Source organism: Mesorhizobium sp. M1399 (genome assembly GCF_040317735.1).
GTDB lineage: Bacteria > Pseudomonadota > Alphaproteobacteria > Rhizobiales > Rhizobiaceae > Mesorhizobium.
Genome location: NZ_JAMYKZ010000011.1, coordinates 92,533 through 105,709 on the forward strand (window position 1 = coordinate 92,533; position 13,177 = coordinate 105,709).

Genomic DNA, 13,177 nt, shown 5'->3' on the forward strand with positions numbered 1-13,177 from the left:
GACGACACACTATAATGAACATTCGTCATTGACAGGCACGGCCTTTGCTGCTTTTCTCATCATATTAAGGAACGCCATTCCGAAATAAGGAACGTCAGTGACAGGAAATCTTTCGTTGGAACGTGGGCTTGCGGTTCTCAATGTCCTCAAGGAAGCGGACGAAGCTGTCGGAGTGCGCGAACTCGCCCGCCGGCTTGAGCAGAGTGCTCCCGCCGTGCAGCGAATTCTGAATACCCTGGCAGAGCAGGGCTATGTCGAGCAGTCGCCAGACTCGCGGCGCTACCGGCTGGGTCACTCCGTGCTGGCGCTGGCGCGGAAGGTCCTGGGCAGAGATCGCCTGGTTGGTTTGGCTGAAATCGAACTGCAGGCGCTGGCCGCCGAAGGGTGCTTCAACGCATTCCTCGGTATCAGGCGGGGCAGCTGCGGAATTTATCTCTTGACAGTGCAAAGCAAGAGTCCGGTCGTCATTCGTTCTTCACCTGGCGAGACCTTCCCCTTGCATTCCACCGCGTTGGGTAAGGCGCTCCTGATGGAGCTGAGCGGCGAGGCGGTCATTGGGATTCTTGGACGAGGTCCACTGGAGCAGGTTGCCGTACGCACAGTCACCGATCCGCACAAACTCGTTGCTCAAATCAGAGCGTCCGAGCCCATTGGTTACACAACATCCCTGGACGAGAACTTTACCGGGCTGATTGCGGTCGGCGCACCGCTTCGCGATGCATCAGGCACAATCATCGCGGCTATAAGTGCGGCCTACCCCCGGTCAGTGGGACCGCATGTGGAGATCGCTGAGATTGGAGAGGCAGTAATGGCGGCTGCGGCGCGCATTTCCACCGGCCTCGGCTTTCTGGAAGCAAAACAGGCTCGGGATTCCCATCATGCTGCTTAACGAAGCGCGCCTGAAACAATGCATGTCGGCAGTCGGGCTTGACGCAATTATAGCGACTGCCCCGGAAAACGTGACCTATATGAGCGGCTTCTGGGCTCTGCCGCAATGGATCCGTCGCGGCCCGCAGGCTTATGTGGTGTGGCCGGCTCCTGACAAGGGCACGCCTGAAATCATCGCAAGCTCCAGCACCCTCGACCTCGTTGCCGATCAGGAACTGTGGGTAAGCAAGGTTCGGCGCTATGGCGACTTTTACGCCAATGTCGGTTCCTCGACCACCGTGGACCTCGCCAATGAACGACACCTCCAGCTTCGAGACCTGCCGAGGCATGGCGATGCCATTGCGGCTTTGGTCGCCGCATTGGAAGAAGCCAAGCTCGGCCGTGGGCGGATCGGCATAGACGAGGCGGGGCTCGCGCCAGGATACCAGGAAACCCTCAGAGCCCATTTTCCCAATGCGTCGTTCCTACCAGCCACCGCATTGCTTCGCGAGGTTCGTGCCGTAAAGACGGCAGATGAAATCGAACGGCTCGGCCAAGTTGCCCAGATTGCCGAACGCTCCATTCAAGCAGCACTCGCAGTTGCTCGGGAAGGCGCCACCGAAGCAGACCTGGCGCGTGCTTTTCATGTCAAGACGGTTGAGGAAGGCGCCCTGCCCGTACTGGGATGCATCGGCTTTGGCGAGCGCAGCGCGCTCATGAACGTCCAGCCGTCGGACCGCAAGTTGCGCGCTGGAGAAATCATCCGCTTCGACGTCGGTGGCCGGTTTCGGCACTACCGCGCCGACATTGCCCGCATCGCCACGCTGGGCGAGCCGCCGCCGCAGGCGCATCGGCTTCAGCAGGCTCTGCTGCGCGGCGTTCAGCACGCCTGCGACATTATCCGGCCCGGCATGGCAGCAGCACAGCTCTTCGAGGCGGTGATGCGTGTGGTTCAGCGCGAAGGAATTGCCCACTACGAGCGCGATCACGTCGGCCATGGCATCGGCCTTGATGGTTATGATGCGCCGACGCTCTCGGCGCGCAGTACAGACGTCCTTGAAGAAGGCATGGTGCTGTGCGTGGAGACGCCCTACTACGAAATCGGCCGCTGGGGCCTCCAGGTGGAGGACATGGTTGTTGTTCGCCAGGGCGGAGTGGAGCGGCTGACGCAGACGCGCGATGCAATCACGCGGGTGCCGTCATGAACCGCGCGGCAGGTCTTTCCTGTATTCGATGCGGCGTCTTGTTCCGGATCGATACCAAAATCGACTCTCGCGGCTGCCCGATATGCTGTGCGGAAGCGCCAGCCAATCTTAGGGTCGTCTACGATCCATCAGGAGCTACATCGGCCGCTTCCGCAGCGGGTGCCGCGCTGCCCTCGCTCTGGCGCTACGCCGACATGCTCCCTTGTGCGCTCAGCGATGCAATCTCTCTGGGCGAGGGTCTGACGCCGTTGCTGAGCGCCGAGAGGCTGGGGAAGCAGCTCGATGTCCCCAAGTTGCTTATCAAGGACGAGGGCGCAAACCCCACCTGGTCCCACAAGGACCGCTTCTCGACCGTGGCGGTGTCGATAGCACGTTTGAGTGGCGCACGCGTCGTGGCGACGGCTTCGTCGGGCAACGCCGGGGCCTCACTTGCCGCCTATGCTGCTCGGGCAGGCTTGAAATGCGTCGTTGTCACATTCTCAGGCACTGCTGGCGCAATGTTGGCGCAGATCCGCAAATACGGCGCCAGCGTCGTATCCCTGGCCGACAAGTCCCATCGCTGGCCATTGCTGGCCGCTGGTACCGAGCGCCTCGGATGGTTTGCGACGTCGCCGTTTCACAGCCCCGTCGTCGGCAGTCATCCTGTTGGGATCGAGGGCTACAAGACCTTGGCTTACGAGATCGTCGAACAGATGCACGGAGCCGTGCCGGACTGGTGCGCCTTGCCTGTTTGCTATGGCGACGCGCTTGCCGGGCTCTGGGCGGGATTCAAGGATCTTCTTAGCCAAGGCAGGATCGATCGGTTGCCGAGACTCGTGGCGGCGGAAGTGCACGGATCCTTGGCCAAAGCGCTTGCCGGCAAGGCCGATCTGGTCGCCGAGGTTCCCGCGGGTTTCGACACGCTTGCCATCTCGATCGGCACCACACGAAGCACGTTTCAGGCGCTCAATGCGCTGCGTGAATCTGGCGGCATGGCAATGCCGGTCGGCAACTTCGGCCTGATAGACATGCAGCAGCAGCTTGCGGCCACCGAGGGAGTGTTTGCCGAGCTTGCCTCGGTGACGCCATTTGCGGCCATTGAATCCTTGAGACGGGAGGGCACGATCGCGCGCTCGGACAGCGTCGTTGCCATCGTGACAGCGAGCGGCCTCAAGGATTTGGATCGTTCGACCGGCCCGGACCACGCACCACAATCGTTTCGGTCAGTTGCCGACGCGTGGCAACATCTGGCCGGGGACTGTGACCATTTCACGCCCTCTCATGAACAACGCGCGGCGAAGATGTCCTGAAGAGAAGATAGAGACGATCATGAACAGATGCGACTTCTGATCGACTGATCTCGTCCATTACTGGGCGGTATTGCGACTTCCAAAAACTATCCACGAGAGGCAAATTCAACTCGCTTAGCGAGCGGAACCTCGATTCAAACATGAAAGGGGAATTTTCATGCTTTGCAAAACACTCATCGGCTGGCTCGCAGCCCTCGGTGTCGCAATGGCAACTCAGACGATGGCTGAGGAAACCCTCAGGGTCGGCGTCACGCCGACCGGGGTGCCGTTCACGTTTGTGGACACGGCAACCCGAAAGCCAACTGGCGCGATGGTCGATCTGGCAAGTGCGATTGCGGCGAACCTTGGTACGACCGCCGACTTCCAGGTAAATGCTTTTCCAGCCCTGATCCCGGCATTGACGACCGACAAGATCAATCTGATTTCCGCCAGCATGTTCATAACGGACAAACGAAAGCAGGTGATCGATTTCAGCACGCCGGTTTACGCCTATGGCGAGGCGATGTTTGTTGCTGCCGGCGACAGCAAGAACTACACGATCGAAGAGCTGAGAGGTGCGACCGTCGGGGCGCAGATCGGCTCGACCTACGCTGACGCTCTGGAAGCGCTCGGCGTCTTCGGTCAAGTCAAGCTCTACGACTCAATCGCTGACATGATGCGTGATGTGGTTCTGGGCCGCATCAAGGCCGGCTTCGGTGACGCCCCGATCGTCGCATATCAGCTTTCAAAGAACCCCGAACTGGGTGTTCGCCTCGTCGACGGCTATCGGCCGATGAAAAAAGGCGAAGTCGCGTTAGCGGTTGCCAAGGAAAATCCACTGCTTCTCGAAAAGGTGAATGCCTCCATCGCCAAGCTGAAGGAAAGCGGCGAATTAACCCGAATATTTGCCAAATATGGCCTCTGAAGCCATCCCGCAATGACCTCGAAACAAGCGCCGGCTGGCAGGGCCATAGGATTGCATCGGAATGACCGGCTGTGACGGCCGGGGTACGTGCCAAAAGGAAGCCGGCCATGACCAAGTTCATCGCGCACGCAACGGAATATCTACCGCTTCTTCTTCAAGGCGTTTGGCTGACCATCGTGATAACCCTTCTTGCGCTGTGTCTGGCGACGGCGCTCGGCCTTGTCTGGGCGCTGTTGAGGACATCGGGGATACGCTGTCTCGCCGTGCCGACGCGGCTCCTTGTCGACTTCGTGCGCGGCATACCACTGCTGGTGGTTCTCTTTTATATCTACTTTGTCGCGCCCGAGATCGGCATCAACCTGACTGCGCTCCAGGCTGGCACGATCGGGCTGGGCCTGGCTCACTCCTGCTATCTCGGGGAAACCTTCCGGGCGGGCATCGAGGCGGTCGATAAGGGTCAGGTCGAAGCGGCAAAATCGATCGGGATGAAGCGTCCGTTGATGATGCGCCGCGTCGTGCTGCCGCAGGCAGTCAAGATTATCCTGCCGCCTTACGCCAACAACATGATCATGCTGCTGAAGGACTCCTCGCTTGTGTCGGTGATTTCGGTTCAGGAGTTGACCATGCAGGGTAAGATGCTTGCGTCGTCCACATTCGACAACATGACAGTTTTTACCTTGGTGGCACTGCTTTACCTGTGCCTGACCGTTCCGCTGAACCTGTTTATGCGTAGAGTCGAGAGCTATCTTGGGGCGGCGGGATGATCACCTTCGACGATGTGCACAAGTCCTTCGGCGCCCATGAAGTCCTCAAGGGGATCAACGCCGAGATCGTCAAGGGACAGGTCGTATGTTTGATCGGGCCCTCGGGTTCCGGCAAATCGACGCTTCTACGATGTGTGAACGGGCTTGAGACCTATCAGCGCGGTCGCATCAGCATCGACGGCACCGTGGTGGATGCCGCCTCACCTCAGGTTCACGCCATCTGCACCCGTGTTTCCATGGTTTTCCAACGCTTCAACCTGTTTCCGCACCGCACAGCCCTGGAAAACGTCATGGAAGGCCCGCTCTACGTGCTGAAGGAAAATAGGAACCAGGTGCGCGAGCGGGCCGTGGCATTGCTCAATCGCGTTGGCTTGGCCGACAAGACGAATGCCTATCCCGCGTCATTGTCGGGCGGCCAGCAGCAGCGCGTGGCCATCGCCCGCGCCCTGGCGATGCGCCCACAGGCCATTCTTTTCGACGAGCCTACCTCCGCACTTGACCCCGAAACGGTCGGTGAGGTCCTGCAGGTCATGCGCGCGCTCGCAAACGAGAACATGACCATGCTCGTCGTTACGCACGAAATTCAGTTCGCGCGCGAGGTTTCCGACAGCGTCCTCTTTCTCGACGGCGGCAGGATCGTTGAGCAAGGCCCGGCCAAGGAGCTCCTTCGACATCCGAAACACGAACGCACTAAGGATTTTCTTCACCGGGTCATGCACCCTGTCTGACTCCGAGCCGATGTTGGTTTGTCGCCTAGCCTGAATTCGGACCTGTTACTGCGTAGGGGACAAGTCGTCCAGCCCTGCGAGGACGGCGTTTAAAGTTCTGCGGTTCCAAGGGAATCTCGTCCATGCCGTCTCTTCAGCCGGACGAATTTGCGTGAGAACAGTTGGTTCAAGAGGAATTGAGATTGGCCAATCCTTCAAACCGGCGAGCCAGTCGGGGTTGTAGACTGTGTCGGAATGACGATGCCCTTCATCTGGCATTATCACGACGGTGGAGGCTTCCGGATTTTGCCTGGCGAACCAAGCGCCGACCAAGGCTGCGGCGCCGCTGGTCGGGCCCATGAAGAGCCCGTGATCGCGAAACAGCACATGCGCCATTGCGTAAGCCGGCAATGCGCCCACCCAATGAATATCGTCGATCATCTCATGACGAACATTGTCCGGCAAAACACTGTTGCCGAGTCCGCGCAGCATGCGGCGTCCGACAGGCTGGCCAAAGAGCATGCTTCTGTGGGTATCGACAGCAATCATCCTGAGATCAGGAAAGAGCTCACGAAGAAAGCCTCCGGTTCCACAGAGCGATCCCCCAGTGCCCACGCAGCCGACGAGGCAATCGATACGGCCGAATGAGCGGACTACGAGGTCGGCCAGGCGCGCGTAGGCAAGGCGGTTTTCCGGACTGTCGTATTGTCTAGGCCAATACGTGCCCGGGCTATCTTGCAGGGTCTGCTGAAGATACTGAAGCCGACCGCGCTGATTGCCGTCTCCTTGAGGATCGTCAATGGCCATGACTTTGGCACCAAGTTGTTCCAGTCGCCACCTGAGTTTCAGGTCGATGAGGCTGGAGGCCGTGACAAGTGTAAGCGCATAGCCACGAACCGCAGCTAGCATGGCAATTGCGAGGCCGAATGTGCCCGACGTCGTTTCGATGATATGCCCTTGCCGCCTGAGGCGCCCTGACGTTTCCGCCTGATCGACCATGAAGCGGGCGGGAATGAGCTTCATGAGGGAGAAGCAGGCGGCGTTGAGGTTAGGTGCGAGTTGGGCAAATCGCGGCGTCTCGTAGGCGCGCAAATAGTCTTGCGCCGCGCTCACTGGATTAGCCCCGTTTCGGCATTGAGGGCAAACGTATGGACACCTTGGAGGCCTGCGCCACTCACCTGCCTTGCGAGTTCAGCAGCGCGCATGGCCGCCCTGGGTGAAGTGGCATCGAGAAGGATCCCGATCAATGTGCCACTGTGGGCCACCTGCACACCGCACGCGTCATGCGCCCGCGCGATATCCAAAACGGTATTGAAGGATGCCTTCGGCAGGTGCCTCTGACTGATACTGGCGCTGATGGTTGCGACACGTCCAAGCAGGCGGGGATCTTGTTGCCGGACGGAGCGGTTCGCCAGTCCCCGCAGAACACGGAACAGCCCGATTTCCTCACCATCGTAGCGTGCCCGCGGCATACTTAGGGTATCGATCGGCCGGGCACTGCCGTCCCTGAAACCTACCAAGAGAAGGGGTGGGAACTCGCCACCGAAGTGTTCGATCGTACGGCCTTCCCGGTGGGCGAAGAGGAGGGGTTGGTCGCCGTAGGCAATGGCGTCGCTTGCGCCTTCTGCGGCCACCGCCAGTCGCGCAATCGTTGACTGGCGCAGCGTGAGGCACGCTGCAGCTGCCACCGCACGAATCGCCGCAATGACGTCCGCGGTCGAGGAACCGTAGCCATGCCCTATCAGAATAGGGCTTTCGATCGTAAGCTCTCCACCTCCATCAGCCATTCCGATATGCTTGAGCGTGAGGGCTGCCGCGCGAGCCGCTTTGGTCCGGTTTGCGGGCCGCGGTCGAATCCCTTTTTGTTCATGCGGCCAGAAAGTCGCTAGCGACTCTTGCGACGTGAGCGGCAAGGTTACGAGTCCGCGGCAAAGCCTTCCGTTTTCCCCTTCAAAGACGCCTTGGAGGAATTCCCCATGATGGGCGTGCGCTCGTCCGACTCCTACCGCCAGAGGCAGCCTGATAGTCTCGTTGTTGATGTTGTTCGAGCTTGTCCGATGGCCAGATCTCGTCATCTCCGTCTTTGTCACCACGTCACCTCCTCACCTGGAATTGACAGATGATGCGTATGACTGATCCATGCTGTCACTCGCCAAATCTTGGTAGTGCCACTGGCAAGCGCATCATGCAAAGATACGGATAAGATCGCCCCACCAGTTTGGGCGTCCAATACTGGACTAGACACAGCAGCACTCGCCGAGCGCGGTTGGCCATGCGGACAACTGTTTCCGAAACGAGTGCGTCATGCACGGTGTTTTCATTATTGCTCTTGTAAGGAGAATTGGACTGCTCACCCTGTCAATACTGAGATTTGGCGATAGCCCGCAGCGGCCAAAAACGCTCAAACGCGTTTTGTCGCCAACTTGACTTTGGGCAGAGATGCGGAGCTCCATCCAACTCGCGACCCTCAATTATGCGCTTGTGGTCGCGGAGGAGGGCAGCTTTCTTCGCGCCTCGCAACGCGCAGGGATCGATCACTCCGCGCTCAGCCGGCGCATACGCGATCTCGAATATGCGATGGGAACGAGGATATTTCATCGCCATGCTCGCGGCGTCGGCCCAACCCCGGCAGGCGAGCGCTTCCTGGAGCGTCTGCGCTCCGTTCTGCTCGAGCTTGACAATACTCTCACCCTGGCCAGGACCGGCATCAAAGATGAACACCAAAAGCTTTCCATCGGCTCCAACGGGATCATCCTTGCCGGGCGAGCGTTGGATGCAATCATCGAGTTCGGGCAATCTCATCCCAATGTGACCGTCAGCTTGACAGAGAGTCCTTACCCTTCGCCTGAGGCTACACTGGGTGCCACGCAGGTCGACGTCGTCGTGACCTCCTCGTCCCGATTTAGCGGCGGCGCATTCGAACTGACGCTATGGAAAGACACTTTGGCTATCGTTCTTGCCTCAAATCATCCTCTGGCAACCCGTTCCGTGATCGAGTGGCACGAGTTGCACCAGGAGACATTGCTGGTGCGCCAGGGCGAAGCATTTCTGCTCGCCGACGTTGTTGGACGCGGCGTGCAGCTTCCTCCAATCGTCGAACATCACGTCAGTGCGGGCATCCTTTTGCGCCTTGTCGGAAACGGGCTTGGAGTCGCCTTGATCCACGATCAAGATGCCGACAGAGTTCCTCAGGATGCGGTCTGTCGTAAGCTGCGGATCGGGGGCAAACCAATCCAGATCTCTAGTTTAGCTCGTTGGCGTCCCGACAACGCCAATCCTGCCCTGCCGACCTTCATCTCATTCCTGCGCGATCGGTATTCGTCCTGACAGTCATCCGACCGGCATGACCCGAACAGTCACCCGGTTTCAGAGTGCGTTGGGGCCTAGCAACGCTCTGTCTGTTGTCATGAACCGTGTCAGCATCGGTTTGAGCGGTTCGGGGCCAATCTAACCAAGGCGTCCGCGCTTTAACGCCACTTCCCCTTCCGCCCGTCTCGCGCCGCCGGGCCGCGGTTCTTCCTTGCAAAACTGGAACCATACTTGCAAGGATGATTGAACCCCGCATCAGCACAGAACTCACCGAGATGCTGGATAGCATGCCGGCTGTGGCGCTGCTCGGGCCGCGTCAGGTCGGCAAGACAACCCTGGCGCTGGAGATAGCCGAACGGCGTCCTTCGATCTATCTCGACCTCGAATCGGACGCTGACCGCGCTCGGCTTGCCGAGCCGGAGCTTTACCTGGCCGAGCATCAGGACAAGCTGGTTATCCTGGACGAGGTCCACCGGCTACCGAACCTGTTCCAGAGCCTACGCGGGCTGATCGACCGCGGTCGGCATGGCGGTCGCAAAGCCGGCCGGTTCCTGCTCTTAGGTTCGGCGTCGATCGATCTTATGAGGCAGTCAGGCGAGACCCTTGCCGGCCGCATTGCCTATCTCGAAATGCATCCGATCGATGGCCTCGAGGTCGGCGTCGCCCACCTTGGGCCGCTATGGGTACGCGGCGGCTTCCCCGACAGCTTTCTGGCCGCGAGTGACCGCGCCAGCCAGCGATGGCGGCTGGATTTCATCCGCACTTATCTGGAACGCGACATCCCCCTCCTCGGTCCGCGCATTCCGGCCGAGACGCTGCGCCGCTTCTGGACTATGCTGGCGCACCACCAAGCCGGCCTGCTCAACGCTGCCGAGTTCGCCCGCGCACTCGGCGTCGACGCCAAGACAGCCGCGTCCTATCTCGCCCTACTCGTTGATCTCCTGCTGGTTCGCCGGCTGGAACCTTGGCATGTCAATGTCGGCAAGCGCTTGGTGAAATCCCCGCGCGTCTATGTCCGCGACAGCGGAATCACCCATGCACTGCTTGGTCTCGCCACGCAGGAAGACGTGCTTGGGCACCCAGTGGCCGGCGCCTCCTGGGAAGGCTTTGTGATCGAAACCCTGACCGCCGCCGCCCCCGCCGGCACGCTGAGCAATTTCTATCGAACAACCGCAGGCGCGGAGATCGACCTGCTACTCACGTTGCCGGGCCAACGCCTCTGGGCCATGTCAAGCGCAGCCTGACGCCGAAGGTGGAAAAGGGTTTTCATCAGGCCTGCGAGGATCTTGCTCTGGCACGGCGCATCGTCGTCTTTCCCGGGATCGGAGCGTTTTCCGCTCCGGCATGGCGTCGAAGCGATGCCCCTGCAGGACCTAGGCCAGGCGCTGCTTGGCGAAGCATAATAAAATGGCTTTGGTATTCATCCCGTCAGAGCGGAGGCTCAAAAGACCCCACTCGTCCCAGGCTCGAGGCGATGGTGAGGTCGACGGTTCGTTTGTTTGGTCTGAGATGAGGCCACCTACAGGTCCGTCAGCCCTGCTGTCCTTCGTGTTCGTCTGCCGGTTTCATAGGGTGCGACCTTGATCGCTGGCGGACCGCAATGCTGATCTTGAGCAGATGCGGGGTGGCTCTCAGTGCGGACAACCGTCAGGCCGAGCAGACAACAGGCCGATCGCTGCCGTTGATTACCCTGACTTCGTCTTGGAACGCATTCGGCCGAATGCCCTGTCCGTTGCCATGAACCGTGCCAGCATCGGTGCGATCAGCTTTGCCGGATCTGCGATTGTCTGGCCGCTTTCACGGCCAAGCACATCGGCATAAGCGACAAGGTCGCGATGAACGGCGGCAGGCAGTTCGGCCGTGATCTTGACCGGACGGTCATCGGGAATGGCGGAAAGTTTCAGCTTGGTCATGATGGATCCTTCGGCGTGCGGTGAGGTATAAGAACAAGGTCGCGATTGACAATCACGCGAACCGGAAAACCGGGCCGCACGGTGAGCGTAGGCTGGACATTGAGCTGATTGCGTACGAGCTGCTGGCCAATATTGGCGGCCGAATCCTGCGCGCTTTCGCGGATGGCCTTGGCGATTTCGCTTTCGTCGTCGCTGGACCCAAGCGATGTCCCAATGCCCAGCAATGTCGAGAGTGCTGCGGCCCGGAACATCTGGCCCCAATGACGGTCGACCTCGTCCTCCAGCCCGGAAAATCCTTCAGCGTCTGCGCCCTGCTGGCGCTCCAGCACGATCGAGGTGCCGTCAGGCATGATCAGCCGGTTCCAGACCAGCAGCACGCGCGACTGGCCGAAGGCGACGTGGCTGTCGTACTGGCCGATCAGCCTCGCACCCTGGGGGATCAGAAGATTGGATCCTGTCGGGCTGTCGTAGACATTTTCCGTGACCTGAGCGGTGATCTCGCCGGGCAGGTCGGAGCGGATGCCGGTGATAAGGGCAGCCGGTATAACGGTACCAGCTTGCACCACATAGGGCGAGGCTTTCTCGGCGAGCCGATTGGGACTGACGGTGCGACGTTCTGGCTCGGCATTGACGAAGGCGAGCTTGCGGTCCTGCATGTTTTGCGCGGCACCAGGCTCGAGCGATGGCTCCTCTATCGGCAATATCGGGCCGGACAACGCGTTTGCGACGGTATTTCCCGCACCAGCACCTTGTGTGACCGGACTTGGCCGCACATTGGTATCGGTGAAAAGTTTTGCCACTCGTGCGGCCTCGATCTCGGCCAGTCGGCGTTGTTCTTCCGGATCGGCGCGCGGCGCACTGATGTTGGACGGCACAACCGGCTGGCCGCGCTCCTGGGCACGCAAGATCGGCCGGCCGAGGTCGCCAGGCAGCGCGGGGCCGAGTTGCGGAACGCCAGCATAATCCTTAGGCAGGTTCTGCAGCCCGTCGGCTGTCGTGCGGTTTTCGGTGGTGAAGAGCTCGGGCGGTTGCTCGATCCCGCGCCGTCTGGTGTCGAGCGCCCAAATCAACGTGCCGAGGATCGCAGCGCTGGCAATTCCACCAACGCCTAACAGCGTCTTGCGCGACAATCGCGTGACCCTGGCCGGCTCGGGCCGCAGGCGCAGTTCCGCTCGAATGTCCTGGTTGGGCACATTTGCAGGGTCGCTCATCGGAACAGCCTGGTGCTGGGCGAGGTTCGTTTCCCGTCCGTGCGTACGATGCGGACGCGCTTCTCGCTCGTCTTGTCGCCGAGCCTCAATTCAGCGGCGGCAAACAGCCGATCGACGACGTAGTAATTCTGGCGAGCACGGTAGTTGACCAGTTCCGAGCCGCCCGATGGGCCGATGACAAAGAGCGGCGGCATTTCGCCCTGCCCTATGCCTGACGGGAACTCGATATAGACTTTTGCACCGTCGTCGAAGGCGCGAAGCGGCCGCCAGGGTGCTGTGTCGCCCTCGATGCGATAGCGGAAATTCAGCTTCTGAATGTCGACGCCGGACGCGACCGGCTGTGCGGCGGAAGCCTGCGCATTCTGCCGCCGCAGCGCAATCAGCTGGTCCTGCGGGTACTGCCAGGAGACGGAAGCCATGTAGGTCTTTTCGGTCGAGCGCAGCTCGAGATGATAGGTGCGGCGGTCGCTGTTGATGACGAGATTGGTCTGGAGATCTGGCCGTGTCGGCTTCACAAGAATATGGACCTGCTGGCGCTCCCCTGCCCCACTTTGTGTATCGCCGATGATCCAGCGCACCGTGTCGCCGGCGGCCACAGGCCCGGAGCCGACAAGCTGCTCCCCGGGCTGCAAAGCGATGTCTGTGACCTGGCCGGGCGCGGCATAGATCTGGTAGAGCGCGCCCTCACTCCAGGGATAAAGCTGGATGGCATTGACGAACCCGTCGCGAACCGGCTGCATCCTCGCTGTCTCGTTCGCCTGGCTGATCCGCTGCTTCGGATCGGTCGGTTCCGGCTTCACCTTCATGGCCTCGACCGGTTTCAACTGACCCGGCAGCGGAAGCGGTTTCGGCACTTCCACCACCTTCACCGGACCAGGCGGATCGACCCTGCGCACGGCAGGCACCGCATCGTCGTAGGCGATTTCCGGCGGAATATATTTCTTCGAAGCACAGCCGGCGAGCGCCGTTGCTGACAGCAGTGCCAGGGCAAGCATACGCGCCTTGGGC

General features: G+C 60.4%; 13 protein-coding genes. 8 read left to right on the top strand and 5 right to left on the bottom strand.

All coding sequences use genetic code 11. The annotated features are described in order from the left end of the window. Positions 1 to 115: 115 nt before the first annotated feature. The 6 genes from NKH05_RS20285 (at position 116) to NKH05_RS20310 (ending at position 5,757) form a co-directional block, all read left to right on the top strand. Entirely contained in the window at positions 116 to 889 is a 774-nt protein-coding gene (locus NKH05_RS20285; RefSeq protein ID WP_352846215.1) for an IclR family transcriptional regulator, read from the top strand. After that, positions 879 to 2,072, top strand: a complete 1,194-nt coding sequence (locus NKH05_RS20290; protein WP_352515857.1) for a M24 family metallopeptidase — start codon at positions 879 to 881, stop codon at positions 2,070 to 2,072. The genes NKH05_RS20285 and NKH05_RS20290 overlap by 11 nt, the downstream gene beginning before the upstream one ends. Continuing rightward, positions 2,069 to 3,361: a threonine synthase gene (locus NKH05_RS20295; RefSeq protein ID WP_352589177.1), complete on the top strand. Its 1,293-nt coding sequence runs from the start codon at positions 2,069 to 2,071 to the stop codon at positions 3,359 to 3,361. Before NKH05_RS20290 ends, NKH05_RS20295 begins: the two co-directional genes overlap by 4 nt. A gap of 157 nt (positions 3,362 to 3,518) precedes the next feature. Beyond that, positions 3,519 to 4,265, top strand: a complete 747-nt coding sequence (locus tag NKH05_RS20300) for a substrate-binding periplasmic protein (protein WP_352589174.1) — start codon at positions 3,519 to 3,521, stop codon at positions 4,263 to 4,265. A 107-nt stretch (positions 4,266 to 4,372) separates the two neighbouring features. Beyond that, positions 4,373 to 5,029 carry an amino acid ABC transporter permease gene (locus NKH05_RS20305; RefSeq protein WP_352589171.1) on the top strand — a complete coding sequence of 219 codons (657 nt, stop codon included), beginning with the start codon at positions 4,373 to 4,375 and terminating at the stop codon, positions 5,027 to 5,029. Beyond that, on the top strand, positions 5,026 to 5,757 hold the full coding sequence (locus tag NKH05_RS20310; RefSeq protein WP_352589168.1) for an amino acid ABC transporter ATP-binding protein: 732 nt from the start codon (positions 5,026 to 5,028) through the stop codon (positions 5,755 to 5,757). The genes NKH05_RS20305 and NKH05_RS20310 overlap by 4 nt, the downstream gene beginning before the upstream one ends. 45 nt (positions 5,758 to 5,802) lie before the next feature. On the opposite strand, the gene NKH05_RS20315 is transcribed toward NKH05_RS20310, so the two are convergent. Next, the gene (locus NKH05_RS20315) at positions 5,803 to 6,849 is read right to left on the bottom strand and encodes a cysteine synthase family protein (protein WP_352857353.1); all 1,047 of its coding nucleotides are present in this window, start codon (positions 6,847 to 6,849) and stop codon (positions 5,803 to 5,805) included. After that, positions 6,846 to 7,523, bottom strand: coding sequence for a GHMP family kinase ATP-binding protein (locus tag NKH05_RS20320; protein WP_353025946.1), 678 nt, complete (start codon positions 7,521 to 7,523; stop codon positions 6,846 to 6,848). The genes NKH05_RS20315 and NKH05_RS20320 overlap by 4 nt, the downstream gene beginning before the upstream one ends. Before the next feature lie 652 nt (positions 7,524 to 8,175). Between NKH05_RS20320 and NKH05_RS20325 the strand changes: the two genes are divergently transcribed. Both NKH05_RS20325 and NKH05_RS20330 read left to right on the top strand, forming a co-directional pair. Next, positions 8,176 to 9,063 (top strand): LysR family transcriptional regulator, encoded by an 888-nt coding sequence (locus NKH05_RS20325; protein ID WP_352589162.1) that lies wholly within the window; start codon positions 8,176 to 8,178, stop codon positions 9,061 to 9,063. Between the two features lie 221 nt (positions 9,064 to 9,284). Further along, positions 9,285 to 10,289 carry an ATP-binding protein gene (locus NKH05_RS20330; protein ID WP_502896868.1) on the top strand — a complete coding sequence of 335 codons (1,005 nt, stop codon included), beginning with the start codon at positions 9,285 to 9,287 and terminating at the stop codon, positions 10,287 to 10,289. A 441-nt stretch (positions 10,290 to 10,730) separates the two neighbouring features. Here the strand turns inward: NKH05_RS20330 and NKH05_RS20335 are convergent, their stop codons facing one another. From NKH05_RS20335 to trbG, 3 genes are read right to left on the bottom strand one after another with little or no spacing between them, the layout of a single operon-like run. Next, positions 10,731 to 10,958, bottom strand: a complete 228-nt coding sequence (locus NKH05_RS20335) for a DUF2274 domain-containing protein (RefSeq protein ID WP_353025948.1) — start codon at positions 10,956 to 10,958, stop codon at positions 10,731 to 10,733. Further along, positions 10,955 to 12,169 (bottom strand): TraB/TrbI/VirB10 family type IV secretion system protein, encoded by a 1,215-nt coding sequence (locus NKH05_RS20340; protein WP_352589156.1) that lies wholly within the window; start codon positions 12,167 to 12,169, stop codon positions 10,955 to 10,957. The genes NKH05_RS20335 and NKH05_RS20340 overlap by 4 nt, the downstream gene beginning before the upstream one ends. Next, on the bottom strand, positions 12,166 to 13,164 hold the full coding sequence (gene trbG / locus NKH05_RS20345; RefSeq protein ID WP_353025997.1) for a P-type conjugative transfer protein TrbG: 999 nt from the start codon (positions 13,162 to 13,164) through the stop codon (positions 12,166 to 12,168). The genes NKH05_RS20340 and trbG overlap by 4 nt, the downstream gene beginning before the upstream one ends. Positions 13,165 to 13,177 lie beyond the last annotated feature (13 nt).

Coding starts and splice junctions, on each gene's coding strand:
- NKH05_RS20290 (WP_352515857.1), top strand. CDS start 879: ATGCTGCTTAACGAAGCGCGCCTGAAACAATGCATGTCGGCAGTCGGG.
- NKH05_RS20295 (WP_352589177.1), top strand. CDS start 2,069: ATGAACCGCGCGGCAGGTCTTTCCTGTATTCGATGCGGCGTCTTGTTC.
- NKH05_RS20300 (WP_352589174.1), top strand. CDS start 3,519: ATGCTTTGCAAAACACTCATCGGCTGGCTCGCAGCCCTCGGTGTCGCA.
- NKH05_RS20305 (WP_352589171.1), top strand. CDS start 4,373: ATGACCAAGTTCATCGCGCACGCAACGGAATATCTACCGCTTCTTCTT.
- NKH05_RS20310 (WP_352589168.1), top strand. CDS start 5,026: ATGATCACCTTCGACGATGTGCACAAGTCCTTCGGCGCCCATGAAGTC.
- NKH05_RS20320 (WP_353025946.1), bottom strand. CDS start 7,523: ATGGCTGATGGAGGTGGAGAGCTTACGATCGAAAGCCCTATTCTGATA.
- NKH05_RS20325 (WP_352589162.1), top strand. CDS start 8,176: ATGCGGAGCTCCATCCAACTCGCGACCCTCAATTATGCGCTTGTGGTC.
- NKH05_RS20330 (WP_502896868.1), top strand. CDS start 9,285: ATGATTGAACCCCGCATCAGCACAGAACTCACCGAGATGCTGGATAGC.
- NKH05_RS20335 (WP_353025948.1), bottom strand. CDS start 10,958: ATGACCAAGCTGAAACTTTCCGCCATTCCCGATGACCGTCCGGTCAAG.
- NKH05_RS20340 (WP_352589156.1), bottom strand. CDS start 12,169: ATGAGCGACCCTGCAAATGTGCCCAACCAGGACATTCGAGCGGAACTG.
- trbG (WP_353025997.1), bottom strand. CDS start 13,164: ATGCTTGCCCTGGCACTGCTGTCAGCAACGGCGCTCGCCGGCTGTGCT.